This is a genomic window from Oceanicaulis sp. (assembly GCF_965284345.1).
Classification (GTDB): Bacteria; Pseudomonadota; Alphaproteobacteria; order Caulobacterales; family Maricaulaceae; genus Oceanicaulis; species Oceanicaulis alexandrii_A.
In genome coordinates, this window is the sequence record NZ_OZ260073.1 from 1,206,650 (window position 1) to 1,224,353 (window position 17,704).

The 17,704-nt window shown below is 62.7% G+C and carries 17 protein-coding genes; 3 read left to right on the top strand and 14 right to left on the bottom strand.

Features of this window, described 5'->3' with window-relative positions:
- Positions 1 to 58 precede the first annotated feature (58 nt).
- Together ACQ66J_RS05960 and ACQ66J_RS05965 are read left to right on the top strand one after the other, a co-directional pair.
- On the top strand, positions 59 to 727 hold the full coding sequence (locus tag ACQ66J_RS05960) for a DUF484 family protein (protein WP_430430882.1): 669 nt from the start codon (positions 59 to 61) through the stop codon (positions 725 to 727).
- Positions 712 to 1,659, top strand: coding sequence for a tyrosine recombinase XerC (locus ACQ66J_RS05965; RefSeq protein WP_430430883.1), 948 nt, complete (start codon positions 712 to 714; stop codon positions 1,657 to 1,659). Before ACQ66J_RS05960 ends, ACQ66J_RS05965 begins: the two co-directional genes overlap by 16 nt.
- Here the strand turns inward: ACQ66J_RS05965 and ACQ66J_RS05970 are convergent.
- The 13 genes from ACQ66J_RS05970 to ACQ66J_RS06030 all read right to left on the bottom strand — a co-directional run bounded on the left by ACQ66J_RS05970 (position 1,656) and on the right by ACQ66J_RS06030 (position 16,037).
- Positions 1,656 to 2,225 (bottom strand): GNAT family N-acetyltransferase, encoded by a 570-nt coding sequence (locus ACQ66J_RS05970; RefSeq protein ID WP_430430884.1) that lies wholly within the window; start codon positions 2,223 to 2,225, stop codon positions 1,656 to 1,658. The genes ACQ66J_RS05965 and ACQ66J_RS05970 overlap by 4 nt on opposite strands.
- Before the next feature lie 112 nt (positions 2,226 to 2,337).
- Entirely contained in the window at positions 2,338 to 3,741 is a 1,404-nt protein-coding gene (gene lpdA / locus ACQ66J_RS05975; RefSeq protein WP_375548006.1) for a dihydrolipoyl dehydrogenase, read from the bottom strand.
- Between the two features lie 153 nt (positions 3,742 to 3,894).
- On the bottom strand, positions 3,895 to 4,350 hold the full coding sequence (locus tag ACQ66J_RS05980; RefSeq protein ID WP_430430885.1) for a hypothetical protein: 456 nt from the start codon (positions 4,348 to 4,350) through the stop codon (positions 3,895 to 3,897).
- A gap of 123 nt (positions 4,351 to 4,473) precedes the next feature.
- Positions 4,474 to 5,991: a 2-oxoglutarate dehydrogenase complex dihydrolipoyllysine-residue succinyltransferase gene (odhB, locus tag ACQ66J_RS05985; RefSeq protein WP_430430886.1), complete on the bottom strand. Its 1,518-nt coding sequence runs from the start codon at positions 5,989 to 5,991 to the stop codon at positions 4,474 to 4,476.
- Between the two features lie 42 nt (positions 5,992 to 6,033).
- Positions 6,034 to 9,024, bottom strand: a complete 2,991-nt coding sequence (locus ACQ66J_RS05990) for a 2-oxoglutarate dehydrogenase E1 component (protein WP_430430887.1) — start codon at positions 9,022 to 9,024, stop codon at positions 6,034 to 6,036.
- Positions 9,025 to 9,315: 291 nt separating this feature from the next.
- A complete protein-coding gene (sucD, locus tag ACQ66J_RS05995; protein ID WP_430430888.1) occupies positions 9,316 to 10,224 on the bottom strand; it encodes a succinate--CoA ligase subunit alpha in 909 nt (302 codons plus the stop codon).
- A 3-nt stretch (positions 10,225 to 10,227) separates the two neighbouring features.
- Complete coding sequence (gene sucC, locus ACQ66J_RS06000) at positions 10,228 to 11,424, bottom strand: ADP-forming succinate--CoA ligase subunit beta (protein WP_430430889.1); 1,197 nt, start codon at positions 11,422 to 11,424, stop codon at positions 10,228 to 10,230.
- 115 nt (positions 11,425 to 11,539) lie between these two features.
- Positions 11,540 to 11,884 carry a hypothetical protein gene (locus ACQ66J_RS06005; RefSeq protein ID WP_375548000.1) on the bottom strand — a complete coding sequence of 115 codons (345 nt, stop codon included), beginning with the start codon at positions 11,882 to 11,884 and terminating at the stop codon, positions 11,540 to 11,542.
- Positions 11,881 to 13,155 (bottom strand): MFS transporter, encoded by a 1,275-nt coding sequence (locus ACQ66J_RS06010; RefSeq protein WP_430430890.1) that lies wholly within the window; start codon positions 13,153 to 13,155, stop codon positions 11,881 to 11,883. Before ACQ66J_RS06010 ends, ACQ66J_RS06005 begins: the two co-directional genes overlap by 4 nt.
- A gap of 73 nt (positions 13,156 to 13,228) precedes the next feature.
- A complete protein-coding gene (locus tag ACQ66J_RS06015; RefSeq protein WP_430430891.1) occupies positions 13,229 to 13,771 on the bottom strand; it encodes a hypothetical protein in 543 nt (180 codons plus the stop codon).
- Between the two features lie 103 nt (positions 13,772 to 13,874).
- A complete protein-coding gene (locus ACQ66J_RS06020; RefSeq protein ID WP_430430892.1) occupies positions 13,875 to 15,077 on the bottom strand; it encodes an alkaline phosphatase D family protein in 1,203 nt (400 codons plus the stop codon).
- A 100-nt stretch (positions 15,078 to 15,177) separates the two neighbouring features.
- Positions 15,178 to 15,570 carry a DUF2306 domain-containing protein gene (locus ACQ66J_RS06025; RefSeq protein WP_430430893.1) on the bottom strand — a complete coding sequence of 131 codons (393 nt, stop codon included), beginning with the start codon at positions 15,568 to 15,570 and terminating at the stop codon, positions 15,178 to 15,180.
- Positions 15,567 to 16,037, bottom strand: a complete 471-nt coding sequence (locus ACQ66J_RS06030) for a DUF2141 domain-containing protein (protein WP_430430894.1) — start codon at positions 16,035 to 16,037, stop codon at positions 15,567 to 15,569. The genes ACQ66J_RS06025 and ACQ66J_RS06030 overlap by 4 nt, the downstream gene beginning before the upstream one ends.
- Before the next feature lie 185 nt (positions 16,038 to 16,222).
- Between ACQ66J_RS06030 and ACQ66J_RS06035 the strand changes: the two genes are divergently transcribed.
- Positions 16,223 to 16,975 carry a LytTR family transcriptional regulator DNA-binding domain-containing protein gene (locus ACQ66J_RS06035; protein WP_430430895.1) on the top strand — a complete coding sequence of 251 codons (753 nt, stop codon included), beginning with the start codon at positions 16,223 to 16,225 and terminating at the stop codon, positions 16,973 to 16,975.
- On the opposite strand, the gene ACQ66J_RS06040 is transcribed toward ACQ66J_RS06035, so the two are convergent.
- On the bottom strand, positions 16,942 to 17,595 hold the full coding sequence (locus ACQ66J_RS06040) for a DUF2306 domain-containing protein (RefSeq protein ID WP_430430896.1): 654 nt from the start codon (positions 17,593 to 17,595) through the stop codon (positions 16,942 to 16,944). The two genes, ACQ66J_RS06035 and ACQ66J_RS06040, sit on opposite strands and share 34 nt — an antisense overlap.
- Between the last annotated feature and the right edge of the window lie 109 nt (positions 17,596 to 17,704).

Here is a 17,704-nt window from a genome sequence, read left to right on the forward strand (position 1 = left end):
AGGTTAACGCATTCACAAGCCTGCTCTGGCACTGAAGGAGCGTTGGCATGGAGATCAAATGATGAGCGCCCTGGACACGCTGGATCTAGAAACCTTGCGCACCGCCCTGCGGGCGCGTCCGGAAGTGATCACCGAGGATCCTGATCTGATGGCTGCGATTCGCGCCGCCGATACCGGCGACAGCGTCGTTGATCTGGGTCAGCGCCGTCAGAAGAAACTGGAAAAAGATCTTCGAAAAGCGCGCGCCACCAGCGACGCTTTGATCGCACTCGCCAAGGCCAATATGGCCGCCCAGGCTCAGACCCACGCCGCCGTTCTGGCGATACTGGAAGCTGAAGACCTCAGCGCGCTCGATCACAAGCTGGCCGGCCGTGTCGCGGGCGCGTTGAGCGTCGATGCCGTGCGCGTGTTTCTAGAGGGTCATTCGCCCCTCAAAGATGCAGACGCGATTCTGGGCTGCTCGCCGGAGCTGGCCGATGGCCTGCTGGGTGATGACAGTGAACGCTTGGGCCTTGTGAATGGGCGATTCGCCGATGCGCTTTACGGACCGCTGGGGCCGAATATGCGCTCTGAAGCCATCGCCCGCATCGAAATCGGCGGCCATCCCGGCGTTTTGTGTCTGGCCAGCCGGGATGCCCGCGCGTTCACCGCTGATCAGGGCGCAGACCTCATCCATTTCCTCGCCCGGGCGCTTGAGCGCCGGATCGCGCCATGGCTGCGCAGCTAAGCGAACCCGATCTGGGCGCCGACGCCGCCCTCACCGCGTTTCTATCCCATCTGGAGGGCGAGCGACGACTGAGCCCGCGCACGGTCGAGGCGTATGATCGCGACTTGTCAGGCCTGTTTGAGTTTTTGATCGGGCATCTGGGCGGCGCCTTGACCCTGAGCGCGCTTTCACAGCTGACCAGCGCCGACTGGCGGGCCTGGCTGGCGGATCGGCGCCGGGACGGGGTCGGGCCGCGCACACTGCAACGCGGCCTGTCCGCCGCACGCACCTTTTACGGCTATGGTCGCCGCCGCTGGGGGCTGGATAATCCTGCCCTCGGCCTTGTGGAATCCCCCAAGGCGCCGCGGCGCCAGCCGCGCCCGGTCAGCGAACGCGCGGCGAAATCCCTGCTCAAGGAAGCCCGGCTGGGCGCGACTGAAGACTGGATCGGCTTGCGCGACGCCGCCGTGCTCAGCCTTCTATACGGCTGCGGCTTGCGCATCTCCGAAGCGCTGGCCCTCACAGGCCGCGATCATCCCTTGCCGGACGTGCTGCGGGTGACAGGCAAGGGCGGCAAAAGCCGGATCGTTCCGGTGCTGCCCGTCGTCCGTCAGGCGGTGAGCGCGTATGTTGAGTCTTGCCCCTATCTGATCGAGCGCGATGAGCCCTTGTTTCGCGCTAGCCGCGGGGGAGCGCTGCAACCGCGCGCCATGCAGGCGGCGATGCAGAGTTTGAGGAGTCGGTTGGGACTGCCCGCCAGCGCCACGCCGCACGCTTTGCGGCACGCCTTCGCCACCCATCTTCTGGCCCATGGCGGCGATCTGCGCGCGATCCAGGATCTTCTGGGCCACGCCTCGCTCAGCACCACCCAAGTCTATGCCGATATCGAATCAAGCCGGCTGATGGCGATCCACGCCGCCACCCATCCCAGGGCCCGCAAGCGCAGCGACTAGTCGCGCTTACGCTCAAATAAGCACAAAGTGTCTCCACTCTCGTCGGTGTATTCCTTGACGAAGGTGAAGCCTGTCTTTTCCAGGACACGGATTGATGCGGTCAGATGGGGCAGGGTCTGGGCGCGGACATTGCGGACTTCGGGATGGTCAAACGCCCATTTCACAAGGCCTTCCACCGCTTCCGTGGCGAGGCCCTGCTCCCGGAAGCTGGGCTGCATGGCGTAACCGATCTCAACCTGGCCGTCTGCATCGGGAGGGCCGTGGAAGCCGCCCACGCCCACTGCCCGGTCCAGACCGTCGGGCGTCCAACCCATCAAAAAGACCCAGCCGCGCCAGCCCGCTTCTTCCGGAGTGCGATTGAGAATTTCGAGCTTGTCCGCCAGCTTGGGCTCATCATCGGCGATGGGCGGCCAGGCGGGCTCGCGCTGAGCGCCCAGCGCAGCGAAAAAGCCGTCCTTGTCGGTCACTTGCAGGCGGGCCAACTCCGCATCAATCGCCACCAGCCGCAAGCGTGGGCCGCGGACTTCCAGCGCTGAACTGGACTGCTGTTGAGTCGAAATCGTCACCGGTAAACCTCCGAAGACCTGTCCGGGCGCGTTATGGCGCACCGCCCCTCAAATGTCGTCAGACATTTTCGTGACATAGTTCCAAACGCACCCGGTGACAGTCTGGAACGGCTTACATCTGCATGGTCCAGCCTTCGACGCCCATGGCCGCCTGACGGACGGCTTCAGACAGGGTCGGGTGCGCATGGCAGGTGCGCGCGATGTCTTCGGACGCCGCCCGGAATTCCATGGCCACAGTCAATTCTGCGATCAGCTCGCCAGCGTTCGGGCCGACAATGTGAGCGCCCAGGATTTCATCGGTCTCGGCGTCGGCCAGGATTTTCACAAAGCCGTCAGTCGTATGATTGGTGCGGCCGCGCGAATTCGCCATGAACGGGAAGGCGCCGGATTTGTACTTCCGGCCCGATTCCTTGAGCTGTTCCTCGGTCTGACCGACCGAAGCGATTTCGGGGTAAGTGTACACCACATTGGGGATGGCGTCATAATTGACATGCCCGGCCTTGCCCGCGATCAACTCGGCCACCGCCGTGCCTTCATCTTCCGCCTTGTGCGCCAGCATCGGACCCGAGGTCACATCGCCGACCACCCAGACGCCTTCAGCAGCCGTCTTGAAGTGGTCGTTCGCGATCATGCCGCGCTTGTCGACCTCGATCCCGACCGTCTCAAGGCCCAGGCCTTCCGTGTACGGACGGCGACCGATGCAGACCAGAACCACATCCGCGTCCAGCACCTCTTCAGAGCCGCCCTTGGCGGCTTCGGTGGTGACCTTGAGCTTGGTCTTGAGCTTTTCAATGCCGGTCACCTTGCGCGACAGCTTGAAGCTCATGCCCTGCTTTTCAAACAGACGCTTGGCCTGTTTGGAGACCTCGCCATCCATGCCCGGCAGCGCGCGATCGAGGAATTCCACCACGGTCACGTCCGCGCCCAAGCGGCGCCAGACGGAGCCGAGCTCAAGCCCGATCACGCCTGCGCCGATCACGATCAGCTTTTTGGGGACCTCTTTGAGCTCCAGCGCGCCGGTGGAGGAGACAATGCGCTCCTCATCGATCTCAACGCCCGGCAGCGGGGTGACTTCAGACCCCGTCGCGATGACGATGTTCTTGGCTGAGAGCTCGGTTTCCTTGCCGTCCTCGCCGGTGACGATCACCTTGCCCTTGCCGGCGATGCGGCCCTTGCCGCGCACATGATCAACCTTGTTCTTCTTGAACAGAAACTCGACGCCCTTGGTCAAACCGTCGACGGCGTCATCCTTCTGACCCATCATTTTCTTGAGGTTCAGCGACAGCTTGCCGATCTCGATGCCCATATCGGCGAAATTCTTGTTGGCTTCCTCGTAAAGCTCGGACGCGTGCAGCATCGCCTTGGACGGAATGCAGCCCACATTCAGGCAGGTGCCGCCCAGTGTTTTGCGCGACTCGATACAGGCCGTCTTCAGACCCAGCTGGCCTGCGCGGATGGCGCAGTTATAGCCGCCGGGGCCGCCGCCGATAATCACCACATCATATTGATCTGCCATGGGTACACCGTCATCGGTAAACGCGCGCCATGAAGCGCGCTAAGGAGGGGTTAGCCGCACCCTACTCCTGCCCTCCCCCGCGTCAATGCGGCGAAGGAAGCAGAGCGGCTATGCGTTTACAGGTCGGTGTAACCGCGAACGCTTTCAAGCCCGTTACCGTAGGATTCCCGCCGTCACGCCCCAGGCCGCCACCCGCCAGAATGCGACCAGGCTCAAGAAAATCACGAGCGAGAAGATCACCCCGCCGATCCCGCCCATCAGGTCATAGGCGGCGGTGAATCCAAACAGGTACGCAGCGCTGATGATGAAAAAAGCCAGCGAGACAAGAAAGAGCGGCGCTGCAAGTCTGGACCGGATCAGCAGGGCGATGCTGGCGACCACCGCGCTCCAGACCGCGATGGCCCACACTGCCTCATACCACAGCGGAAAACCCAGATAGAAGGCGAGCTGCTCTTCGGTGAAGGCCGCCAGATACGCCTCATTGCCCAGCTGGGTCAGGGTGTAATCCACCGCCCCGAAACTGTTCCAGATCAGCGCCACACCGCCCACGATCCAGAACCAGACCGGCGTCTTCGGACGCTCGGCTGCAATCTCAATGTCATCGGCCATCAGAGTGCCTCCCCCAAGGTTATGGCCGTATCCTAGGCCCCAAACCGCCCTCGCGCCCAGCCCCAAACGAAAAACCCCGGCCGTTTCTGGCCGGGGTTGATCGCTTGAACCTTGAGAGATCGACTAGATGTCGAGCAGCAGGCGCTGCGGGTTCTCAAGGCTTTCCTTGACGCGCACCAGGAAGGTCACCGCTTCCTTGCCGTCCACGATGCGGTGGTCATAGCTCAGCGCCAGATACATCATCGGACGGATCTTCACTTCGCCATTAATCGCCACCGGGCGCTCCTGGATCTTGTGCATGCCCAGAATGCCCGATTGCGGCGCGTTCAGGATCGGCGAAGACAGCAGCGAGCCGTACACGCCGCCATTGGAGATGGTGAAGCTGGCGCCCTGCATGTCGTCAATGCCGAGCTTGCCGTCGCGGGCGCGCTTGCCCAGATCCATGATGGATTTCTCGATGCCCGCCAGCGACAGATCGTCGGCGTCACGCACCACCGGCACCACGAGGCCGCGATCGGTGCCGACCGCCACGCCCATGTCGTAATAGTTCTTGTAAATGATGTCGGTGCCGTCGATCTCGGCATTGACCGCCGGGACGTCTTTGAGCGCGGCGACACAGGCTTTCACGAAGAAGCTCATGAAGCCCAGCTTCACGCCGTGCTTGGCGACGAAATCCTCCTGGATTTCTTTACGCAGGGACATGATCGCGCTCATATCCGCTTCGTTATAGGTGGTCAGCATCGCCGCAGAGTTCTGCGCGTCCTTGAGACGGCGGGCGATGGTCTGACGCAGGCGGGTCATCTTCACGCGCTCTTCGCGCGGACCGGTGTCGCGCGGCGCGGAGGATTTCGCCGCAGCCGGAGCAGGCGCAGCCCCGCCCGATTGGACGGCTTTCAGCGCGTCGCCCTTGGTGACGCGGCCATCCTTGCCGGTGCCTTCGACCTTGGACAGGTCAAGATTGTTTTCAGACGCCACGCGATTGGCGGACGGCATGGCCTTGGCGTCGCCGCCCGAAGAGGACGAAGACGCCGCCGCTTTCGGCGCATCCTCGGACTTCGGCGTTGAAGACGCGGACGCGCCGGCGCGGATCTTGCCGATCACCTGATCGGGTGTGACGGTGTCGCCTTCGGATACGAGTTGTTCTTCAAGAACGCCCGCCGCCGGAGCCGGTACTTCCACAGCCACCTTGTCAGTTTCGATCTCCAGAAGCGCCTGATCCTGCTCGACGGCATCGCCGGGCTGCACCAGCCACTGGCCGACCTGGCCTTCCGCCACGCTTTCGCCCATCACCGGGACTTTCGCGTCGATCAGATCGCCGCCGCCAGACGTGCCGTTGGAGCTGTCGGACTTGGCTTCAGATTTTTGCGCCGGCTTGTCGTCAGAGGCTTTGGACCCAGAGGCCCCGCCGCCTGCGCCCAGCTCCGCCAGCGTCGCGCCGATCTCCACGGTGTCGCCTTCCTGGGCGACGATCTTGGAGAGGACGCCATCTTCATCGGCGCGCACTTCCACCGACACCTTGTCGGTTTCCAGCTCCACCAGGATATCGTCTTTCTTCACGGCGTCGCCTTCGGAAACCTGCCATTCGCCGACAGTGGCTTCGGTCACGGATTCGCCGAGGGTAGGGACGGTGATCTCGGTCATTTTTTAGCTCTTTCCTAGAAAGGTCTTCGTGCGGGCGACAGCTTACGAGAGGGCTTCGTCAATGAGGGCGGCTTGCTGGGTCTGGTGCTTGGACATAAGGCCCGTCGCCGTAGAGGCCGAGGCCGCGCGACCGACATAGCGGGCGCGGGCGCTCTTGGTGTTGGACTTCTCAAGACAGAATTCCAGATACGGCTCCACAAAGCTCCAGGCGCCCATATTCTTGGGCTCTTCCTGACACCAGACCACATCGGCGTTGTCAAAGCGCTTGAGCTCATCGATCACCGATTTGGCCGGGAAGGGATAGAACTGCTCCACCCGCAGCAGATAGACATCGTCGATCTTACGCTCTTCGCGCGCTTCCAGAAGATCGTAATAGACCTTACCCGAGCACAGCACCACGCGGCGGATCTTGTCGTCAGAGGTCAGCGGGATTTCGGCGCGGCCGGTGGCCACGTCCGAGCGACCCTTGCGCACGGTCATGTCCGCATCATCCCACAGCACGCGGTGGAAGCTTGAGCCTTCCGCGAATTCTGCGAGCGGGCTGATGCAGCGCTTGTGACGCAGCAGGGATTTCGGCGTCATGATCACCAGCGGCTTACGGAACCCGCGATGGATCTGGCGACGCAGAATGTGGAAATAGTTGGCCGGCGTCGAACAATTGGCGACCTGCATATTGTCTTCGGCGCATTGCTGCAGATAGCGCTCGAGGCGGGCGGAGGAGTGCTCCGGACCCTGGCCCTCATAGCCGTGCGGCAACAGCATCACCAGGCCCGACATGCGCAGCCATTTGCGCTCGGACGAGGAGATGAACTGGTCGATGATCACCTGCGCGCCATTGGTGAAGTCGCCGAACTGGGCTTCCCACATCACCAGCGAATTGGGCGCGGACAAAGTGTAGCCGTACTCATATCCGAGCACCGCTTCTTCAGACAGCATGGAGTCGATGACTTCATAGCGCGCCTGATCGCCGCCCAGATTGTTCAGCGGCGTATAGCGTTCTTCCGTGTTCTGATCGATCACATGGGAGTGACGCTGGGAGAACGTCCCGCGGCCGCAATCCTGACCAGACAGGCGCACCGGGAAGCCTTCCTTGAGAAGCGAACCGAAAGCCAAATGCTCCGCCGTCGCCCAGTCAATGCCGTTCTGATCGTCCAGAACCGCCTTGCGGCGCCCGGCGATCACGCGCTTGAGCGTTTTGTGGATGGCGATGTCGTCCGGCACCGTCGTCATCTTGTCCGCGATGTCGGTGAGCACGCTCGCCTCGACCGCGGTCTGACCGCGACGATCATCCTCTTCAGGCAGACCCAGGCCTTGCCAAACGCCGTCCAGCCAATCCGCCCGGTTGGGGCTATAGGATTTGCCTTTTTCAAACTCGTCATCGAGGAATTGCGCAAACTCCTCGACCCAGCCGTCGACCTCTTTCTGAGTGGTCACGCCTTCCTCGATCAGGCGCTTGGTATAAAGCTCCAGCGTGGTGGGATGCTTGGCGATCGCCTTGTACATGATCGGCTGGGTGAAGCTGGGATCATCACCTTCGTTATGGCCGTAGCGGCGGTAGCAGAACATGTCCACGACCACGTCCTTGCCAAAGCGCTGGCGATACTCCGCCGCGACTTTGGTGGCGAAGGTCACCGCCTCGGGATCGTCCCCGTTCACATGGAAGATCGGCGATTGAACCATCAGCGCCACGTCCGACGGATAAGGCGAGGACCGGCTGTCCTTGGGGTCGGTCGTAAAGCCGATCTGGTTGTTCACGACGAAATGGATCGCGCCGCCGGTACGGTGACCGCGCAGACCCGACAGGCCGAAACATTCCGTCACAACGCCCTGACCGGCAAAGGCGGCGTCGCCATGCAGCAGAAGCGGCAGGACTTTCTCGACATAATTGGAGCCGTCACCGTCATCCATGCGGAACTGGGTTTGCTTGGCGCGCGCCTTGCCCAGCACCACCGGGTTCACCGCTTCCAGGTGCGACGGGTTCGGGGTGAGCGACAGGTGGACATTGTTGCCGTCAAACTCGCGATCAGACGACGAGCCCAGATGGTATTTCACATCGCCTGAGGCGTAATCCACCTGACCGAGCGTATCGCCGCCCTGAAACTCGTGGAAGATCACGTGATAGGGCTTGCCCATCACCGCCGCGAGCACGTTCAGACGCCCGCGGTGCGGCATGCCCAGAATGATGTCTTTGACGCCCAGCGCGCCGCCGCGCTTGATGATCTGCTCCAGCGCCGGGATCAGGCTTTCGCCGCCGTCAATGCCGAAGCGTTTGGTGCCCGGATAGCGCTTATGCAGGAAGTTCTCGAACGCGCCGGTCTCGATGATCTTCTTGAGGATGGCGATCTTGCCTTCCTTGGAGAAGGCGATCTCCTTGTCCGGTCCCTCGATGCGCTCTTGCAGCCAGGCTTTCTCTTCGGGGTTGGAGATGTGCTGGAACTCCACGCCGAAGGTGGAGCAATAGGTGCGCTTCAAGATGTCGAGCATCTGGCGCACGGTCGCCGTCTCAAGGCCCAGATAGCCGTTGATGAAGATCTCGCGATCCAGATCATCATCCGCAAAGCCATAGGTCGCCGGGCTCAGCTCGGGCTGCTCGCCAAAGCTGGTGAGCTTGAGCGGATCGAGATCCGCCGCCAAATGGCCACGCATGCGATAGGCCCGGATCAGCATGATCGCAGCGATGGAATCCTTGACCGCCTTGTGCACGTCCTCGGCAGACGCGCCGGCGCCTTTGTGTTCGGCCACGGCGTCGGGCAGCGCCATGGTCGCGCTTTCGATATCGCCGAGCGCGGTCACCAGTTCGCCATTGGCGGGGCGCGGCCAGTCCTTGCGTTTCCACGCCGGACCCTTTGCGGCCTGGCTGGCGTCGGCAGGCGCATCGCCTACTTCTGCAAAAAAGGCGCGCCAACTGTCTGGCACCGAGGCCGGATCAGCCGCGTATTTCGCCGCCATTTGTTCAAGATAGACGGCGTTGCCGCCAAACAGGAACGAGGTGTCCAGGAAAGTCTGATTTTGGGGGGAGCGTTCGTCAGCCATGGCGCCATTCAATCGGCATCTGAGGGGACGCGCGCCATCTCGGACGCGCGCATATGGTTTGACCCGACATTTATGCCTGTTAGTTAAGAAATAGAAGACCGAAGCGCCGCAAATCGGAAAAAGCGCCCGCTTTTTACTGCAATCAGGGTATTTCAGTCCTTGCGGTTCAGTCAGTCAGGGGCGACCGCCCCGTTACATCAGACTTTAGGCTGAGCCGCCCTGATTTCCACACAGATACAAAAACCCCCGCCCGGATCGCCGGACGGGGGCTTTTCAGATCTGGCGCAAGCCTTAGCCCTTGAGGACTTCGACCAGGGTGTCGCCCAGACGCGCCGGGCTGTCAGAGACAGTGATGCCCGCCGCTTTCATGGCGTCGATCTTGTCTTCAGCCCCGCCCTTGCCGCCAGACACGATGGCGCCGGCATGGCCCATGGTGCGGCCCGGAGGCGCGGTGCGGCCTGCGATAAAGCCGACCATCGGCTTTTTACGGCCCTTCTTGGCTTCGTCTTTGAGGAATTGCGCAGCTTCTTCTTCCGCAGAGCCGCCGATCTCGCCGATCATGATGATCGACTTGGTTTCGTCGTCCGCCAGGAACATCTCCAGCACGTCGATGAACTCGGTGCCTTTGACCGGATCGCCGCCAATGCCCACAGCCGTGGTCTGACCCAGGCCTGCATTGGAGGTCTGGAACACTGCTTCATAGGTCAGGGTGCCAGAACGCGACACGACGCCGACCGAACCCTTTTTGAAGATGGAGCCCGGCATGATGCCGATCTTGCACTCTTCAGGCGTCAGAACGCCGGGGCAGTTCGGGCCCAGAAGGCGGGAGTTGGACTTCGCAAGGCGGGCTTTCACCTTGACCATGTCCATCACCGGAATGCCTTCAGTGATGCAGGTGATCAGCTCGATGCCCGCATCAATCGCCTCGATGATCGCGGCGCCGGCGCCGGCCGGCGGCACATAGATCACGGACGCAGACGCACCGGTGGCTTCCTTGGCGTCTCCCACGGAGGCGAAGATCGGCAAGGTGGCCGAGCCGTCCAGCCCGGACGTCCAGCTTTCGCCGCCCTTTTTGGGGTGCACGCCGGCGACCATCTTGGTGCCGTAATAGTTCAGCGCCTGTTCGGTGTGAAAGGTGCCGGTCTTGCCGGTCAGGCCCTGAACGATGACTTTGGTGTCTTTATTGACGAGTACAGACATGGCTTAGGCCTTTTTCACAGCAGCGGTGATTTTCTTCGCGGCGTCGTCGAGATCGTCAGCCGAGGTGATGTCGAGACCACTTTCGTTGAGGATCGTCTTGCCCAGATCCACATTGGTACCTTCTAGACGCACCACCAGCGGAACCTTCAGGCCGACTTCCTTCACCGCGGCGACCACGCCTTCGGCGATGACGTCACAGCGCATGATGCCGCCGAAGATGTTCACCAGGATGCCTTTGACGTTCGGATCGGCCGTGATGATCTTGAACGCCGCCGTCACTTTCTCTTTCGACGCGCCGCCGCCCACATCGAGGAAGTTCGCCGGCTCGGCGCCGTAGAGCTTGATGATGTCCATGGTGGCCATCGCCAGACCCGCGCCGTTCACCATGCAGCCGATATCGCCGTCGAGCGCGATATAGGCGAGGTCGTATTTGGACGCCTCGATCTCTTTGTCGTCTTCTTCAGACAGATCGCGCAGCTCGCGCACATCATCGTGGCGGAACAGGGCGTTGCCGTCGAAGGACACCTTGGCGTCCAGCACGCGCAGGCGGCCGTTCTCCATGACGATCAGCGGGTTCACTTCCAGAAGGGCCATATCCTTCTCGGTGAACGCCTTGTAAAGAATCGGCGCCAGCGACAGCATGTCGTCACGGGCCTGACCTTCAAGCTTGAGCGCTTTCGCAATCTCGGACGCATCGTCAGCGGTGACGCCGGTCAGCGGGTCGATATTGACGGTCAGGATCTTCTCGGGCGTGTCTTCGGCCACCTGCTCGATATCCATGCCGCCTTCGGTGGAGACCACGAAGGCCACCTGGCCGGTTTCACGGTTCACCAGAAGCGACAGATAAAGCTCGGATTCGATATCCGCGCCGTCTTCGATGTACAGGCGGTTGACCTGTTTGCCTTCAGGGCCGGTCTGGTGGGTCACCAGCGTGTTGCCCAGCATTTCCTGGGCGTGCTTGGCCACGTCTTCCTTTGAGAAGGCGAGGCGCACGCCGCCTTTGGCGTCTTCAGGCAGTTCGGTGAACTTGCCCTTGCCGCGGCCGCCGGCATGGATCTGGGATTTCACAACCCAGAGCGGACCGGGCAGTTGGTCAGCGGCTTTGGAAGCGTCTTCGACGGAAAACACGGCGACACCTTCGGCGACCGGAGCGCCGTAAGATTTCAACAGGGCTTTCGCCTGGTGCTCGTGAATGTTCATGGAGCAATATCTCTCGCACAGAGCTGAGGGGAGTACGGGCGAGAAACACCCGCACCTAGGCGGACAGCGCGCGTTATAACACCCGTTGAGGCCGGTGCAACGCGCCATTCCCCTATCATAAGGGGGAGTTCGTGTCTTTTACCTTAGCAAAGCGCGTGGTCAGGGCGCCGGCGATCCATCCCAGCCCCCCGCACAGACCCGCCGCCAAGGGCAAAACCAGGTACAGACCGGCGCGATGACAGGCGTCCGGGCCGGTTTGCCGGCACCCCTCCGCCATGGACGCCGCGACGTCTGTCAGGCCCAGAGCGACCAGCTGACCCAGTAAAACCGGCGCGCCGGTCCCGATCATCAACCAACCCAGCCAGGCCATCAGTCCCAGCTTGCGCAGCCTGCCCCGCAAGGCGAAGGCGGCCAGCGCCCCGATCAGGGCGGGCACAGCGACGATCAGCGCCAGCATCATACGCGGTCCAGCTCGTCTTCCGGCGCTTCGATCTCGGCCAGCTCTGCAGACGTGGCTTGCAAGTTGACGAAGGGCGAGCGCTCATCTTCGCTCACCGCTTCACGGGCGCGGCGACGCCAGAACATGCCGGCCGCCAGGATGCAGCTGACAATCGCGGCGAATAAAAATAATCCTCTTGGCCCCAAGGGTCCTGAATAGGCGACGCCCGCCACAATCGGGCCCAGCGTCGAGCCGATCGCCCAGACCAGCAACATGCCTGACGCGATGGCGGGCAGCTCCTCCACCCGCGACCGGTCGGCGGCGTGGGCGACCGCGACGGCGAAATACGACAGGCTCGCCGCACCCCACAGCCCCACCAGAAGCGCCGCCAGGCCCAGAGACGGGCTGGGCATCACCACCAGGATCAAGGCGAACACCCCGCCCGTGATCGACAGGGCCGCGATGACCAGGCGCCGGTCCATACGGTCGGAAATCATCCCGGCGGGCCATTGCGTGATCATCGACCCTGCATAGATCACCGCCATCAGTAGCGCCGCGCTGCCCGCGCCGTATTCAGGATCAAGCGATTGCGCCCAGATGGGCATGAAGCCCAGCACGCCTGAATTGAGAAGGCCGGCTGTGAACGCCGCCGCCGCTGCGGCCGGGGCGATGGAGAACAGTCGCGTGACCGGAACCGTCTCGCCCGAGGGCAAGCTGGGCTGGGCCCGCCGGGTGAACACGATAGGGGTCAGAGCCAGCGCCATGGCGGCGCCCGCCATGATGAAGCCGTCGCGCGCGTCAAAGCCGGGAAAGGCGATCAGGAACGGTCCTGCGATCAGCCCGGCGCGACCGACAATCTGATAAACCGAGATCACAGCGCCGCGGCGTTCGCTGGGCGTGGCGTCGGCGATCCAGCTTTCCGCCACTGCAAACAGGCCCGCCGCGCACATGCCAAATCCGAACCGGGTGATCAGCCACCAGATGAAATGATCGCCCAGCGCCAGAAGCAGCGTCAGAGCAGCTGCGCCGCCGGCGTATCCGGCATACGCACGAATATGGCCCACAGAGCGGATCATGCCCGGCGACAACCAGGCTCCGATAGCAAACCCCGCGCCGAACGCCGCGATCACGGCGCCGATCGCCGGACGCCCCCAGCCCGCGCCGCTCATCGCCAGCGGCAGGGCCACGCCCAGCGCGCCCATGGCGGCCTGCAGAAACAAGGTGGCCACCATCACCATGGCGACATTGCGATAGATCAGCATGGATCGGCCTTTGCAGATCGGGGCGGACATTGGACTGCGAAATCATCACGCGGGGCGGCGCAAGGCAACCCGCACCCCTCAGCAAACCGCCGCGATCACAGATTCAGGCCAGCCGCGCCAAACGAGCGAGCGCCCAGTCCAGTGATAACGGCCCGGCGCCGCGCGCCGCCAAATATAGCCCCAGCGCCAGATACGCCACGGTGGAGGTGAACGCCTCAGGCAGAATGAACATCATGTGCCATACCGCGCCCAGCATCACCGCAAGGCCTGTGAGCCGGGTCAGAACACCGACGGCGAGGCTGAGACTGACAAGACTGGCCACCGCCAATAACAGGACCGCAGCCAGTCCGGCGTCGACTTGTCCCATGGTCCACAGCCGCGCCGCGTTTTCCAAACCGTCCGTGGGCGTCACCCAGGACCGCCAGGACAAGGGGTCCTCAACCGCAGCGGCGTTCGCCCGCGACCAGCTCCACACCTGAACGATCAGCACAAACCGGACCGCCAGGCCCAGGACAGCATCCATCAGACCGGAGCTGGCGCGCGGCGCCAGCTCCCTAGACTCCATTGGCGGCACGGCCCCGTCGCCGGGACCGGCGGCTTCGCCCGCGCCCATGAACAGGCGCTCGAATGTGGTTGCGTCTTTCATCCCATCCCCCGTCCACATCCTTCACGTCCGACACCGCAGAAGCAATTGTTCATTGGTGACGAGCCTTGCAGACGGATTCAGGCGTGACCGTCAGGACACGGTGTCAGCCCGCTCCGATTTCATCGAGGCTGATGCCTTGCTCGCGCACGGGATCGCCGTCCATGTCCCGGATCTGCAGGCTGAGCCGGCCTGCATCCCAGTCAATGCCGATGACGCCATAATTGGCCGGAGCGTACATCTCTCCCAGGCGATTGGGGCCCGGCTCGTTGTTCTCGTCAGCATAGGACATGTTCAAGGCGGAGGAGGTAATCTCGTAAAGCGGATAGCTTGCGACATTGTCGCGCCGGTACAGACCGGCGGAGTGGCGGTCGCCAGAGACGAACACCACGCCTTGCGCGCCCGTATCATTGATAAGACGGAACAGGCGGTCGCGCTCCATCGGCATGGTGCGCCACGCCTCCCAGCCATGCCCGTCCGCCAGAACCTGAATGGAGGACACGATCAGGCGCACATCCGCCGGTTCACGCAACTGATCGGCCAACCACGCCCATTGCGCAGCGCCCAGCATGTCCTGATCCGGATTTTCGCTGGGCAGATAGCGCTCACGGCCCACGGCGCCGCGCTCATCGGTCGGCGTCAGTTCAGACCGGAAATAGCGGGTGTCGAGCAAGATGATCTGCACGCGCTGACCCTCCGGCCCATAGACATGGGAGTCGTAAATCCCCTCGCGCTGGCGGCGCGGATCGGTCGCTTCTGCGCCCCAGAAATCCAGGAAGAGCTGTTCGGCGAACCCTTTGAACGGGAAATCGCGGCCCATATCGTTCATGCCGTAATCATGATCGTCCCAGGTGGCGAGCATGGGCAGCGCTGAGCGAAGAAGGCGGAACTCGGGGCGGGCAGCGAGCGCGGCGTAGTTCTCGCGCAGCTCTGGCAGGTCAGCGTTATAGGCGCGCGCATCGCCATACACGTTGTCGCCCACATACATGAACAGATCGTGGGGTTCGTCGGCGATGGTCGCCAGGATCGGGATCTCACGCTGTGCGGTGTTGCACGACCCGAAGGCGATCGACGTCAGAGCTGCATCCTCAGCTGGAAGGACGGGTCCTTCGGGCGCGACCGGAACCGCATAATCAAGCTGGGCGTAATAAGGCGCCAACGCTTGCACCGGGGTCCGCGGCGCGTCGGTGGATACAAGGTTGGGCTGGGCCACAGGCTCTGTGACATCCGCCGGCACAGGTTCGGAACACGCGTTCAGCACAGCAAGGCTGACCCCGACTGCTGCAAGTTTGAACCATGGCATCGTCATCAGAACCCCCTGACATAGCGCTCCGGCCAAGCCCGGATTTCATGGCTTCAGGTGTAGCGCGGCCTTGCGTCAGGTCAATGACAGGCCGCGCTCTCAGCCCTCATCCGCCGAACACCACAGCATGCATCAGGCGCCCAGGGATGAGCGTGAACAGACCTGGCGTGATCAAAGCTGCGAAAAATAGGACAAAGGCGGAAATGCGGTGACGTTTTACATTGCCGGTCCGCGCCAGAACGCTCAGCCAGACTACGCCAGCGAGCGTGACCGGGATCAAAAGATGGATCCAGCTGAATTGTCCTTCGTGGGTGCGGATGAAATAGGCTGTGCCTGCGACCACCAGCATCAAGCCGACCCAGACATAACCCAGCGCACGATGCGGGATCGTGCCTTTGGGGGCGGCGAATTGCACGACGCCCAGACCCAAAGCGGCCAGCGCCGCAATAGCGTGTACCTGAATATGGAGAGGCGCTTGCAAGAAGGCGTCGATATTCATCCGCGCGCGCCTTGCAAGGAGATCGTCAGGTCCCGCACTTCACCCGGCGCCAGTTCAATCACCGCTTCCTCCCAATTCGCGCCGCGAAACTTGGGGCGCGGATTGTTGGAGAAGCCATAGCGCTCCTGCGGAATGCCCAGAAAATTGGTGTCGAAGTCATTATTGCCATTGGCGTCATGAAACGCCTGCAGAGCGACGTCGCCCGATGGCAGACCGGCGAGCCGGACGCGCGCCACGCCATCCTCGATCAAAGCCCAGCTTTGCGCCGTTTCTGTTTGCGCGTCCCAGTCTGATTGTGACGCATAGAGCCCGACCCAGACCCGACCTCTATCCGTGCGCAGGCCGTCTATCATGATCTCAAGCTGTGCGGCGGCTGGCGCATCCTGGCTTTCCGCCATTGGCGTGAAGGCCAGAGAAAAAAGCGCCGCGCTTGCAAGGGCGGCGGCCTTGAAGGAACGATCTTGCATGTCTGTCTCTCCCAGTATTGCTGAACCCTGCGCATGGATTGATCAGCCAGTGCGGCGGGCCTCGATACGGGTGACCCACCCCACCTCTCCGGAAAAGCGTTTCTGCGCGAGCGGACTGGACCTGTGCGCAAGTTGAAGCCAACCTGCCGTTCACGCTTCGCGAACGGGGGATGCAGACCAGACCGATGACGCAGACCCTCCTGACACTCGCCCGCAATTGCGCTCGACCCGTCATCATGGTGCTGGGCATCGGCACGTTTCTGGCGGTTCTGGGACCGTTTGGCAGCTATACCTTCGGTTGGCCGATGGTTTGGCTTTACTGGACGGGATTCATCGCCCTGGGCGGCGTGATCGGATACGCCGTCGGTCATTTCACGCCGCTATGGTTCCCCCAGGCGCCCAGATGGCTGGTCTATGTGGCCAGTGCGATGGTGGTCTCGATTCCGATCACAGCGGCGGTGTCCTGGGTCAATGTCATGGCCAGCGATCAGGGCGCTCCTGTAAATGTCGCGTTTATCTATGGCCTGGTGCTTGTGATCTCGGGATTCGCCACATCCGTCGTCTATGTGGTTGACCGGTTGACCGAGGACGCGGCGGTCTCAGGCGTCGCACCTGCACAGGTGGGCGCCGCGTTGATCGACAAGCTGCCGGTCAAACTCAAAACCGCCCAAATCTGCTCGATGAGCGCTGAAGATCATTATCTGCGCGTCCGCACGGACCGGGGCGAAGCCTTGATCCTGATGCGCCTGTCAGACGCCGTCACCGCCTGTGACGGACTGGACGGCGCGCGCACCCACCGGTCGTGGTGGGTGGCGAGAGCCGCCGTTGAAGACATCCGCAAAAGCGACGGCCGGGGCGTTCTGGTCTTAAAGGATGGCGTTGAAGCGCCTGTCAGCCGCACCTATTACCCCGCGCTCAGGGACGCCGGCTGGTTCTGAGCGCGACGGGAGGGGTTGCGCAGCATCAGCCACAGCTCGGCGACGATCAGATTGGGGATCCAAGCGCTGAAGGCCAGGATTGGATAGAACTCAGCGAAATCCAGTCCCGCCGCTGTGCCCAGCCCCAGCTGGATGCGCAGGGTCACGGCGGAAAAGGTCATCGCATAACTGCGGATCATCCAGCGGCGATGCGCGGCGTATTGCCCAGTGAGAACGCTGCTCACTCCCCGCGCCGTGCAGACCGTCCAGACGATGGCGGCCAGCGCAAAGCCCAGCCCGGCCACAACCCCGTTGGTCGTACCGGTCGCCAAGACGAACCCCGCTAGCGCGGACACCAGACACGCCGTCACATAGATCATGCCCATGGCGCGATGTACGCCCGGCGCCCTGGACCGGAGGCTTTGGATGAACTGAAGCGGGCCGATCAACAGCGCCACCGCCCCCAGACCCGCGTGTAGCGGCAGTCCATAAGTCCCCCACCGGTTGGCCAGGATGTTCTCTGGCAATCCCGGCATATCGGGAAACACGTAGAGCGCCGCATAGGCTGCGACAGGCAAGGTCAGCACCGCCATGATCACATGGCTGGTGCGGCTCAGGGCTGATGACGATAAAGATGACATGGCGACCTCCGCGAAATGAACGAGTTCAGGTTCAATCGCGGTCGGCGCGCCCCGACCAGACGCGGTTTCGCCAGCCGTCCTGCGGCTACGTCACTGGCGCCCCCTGCAC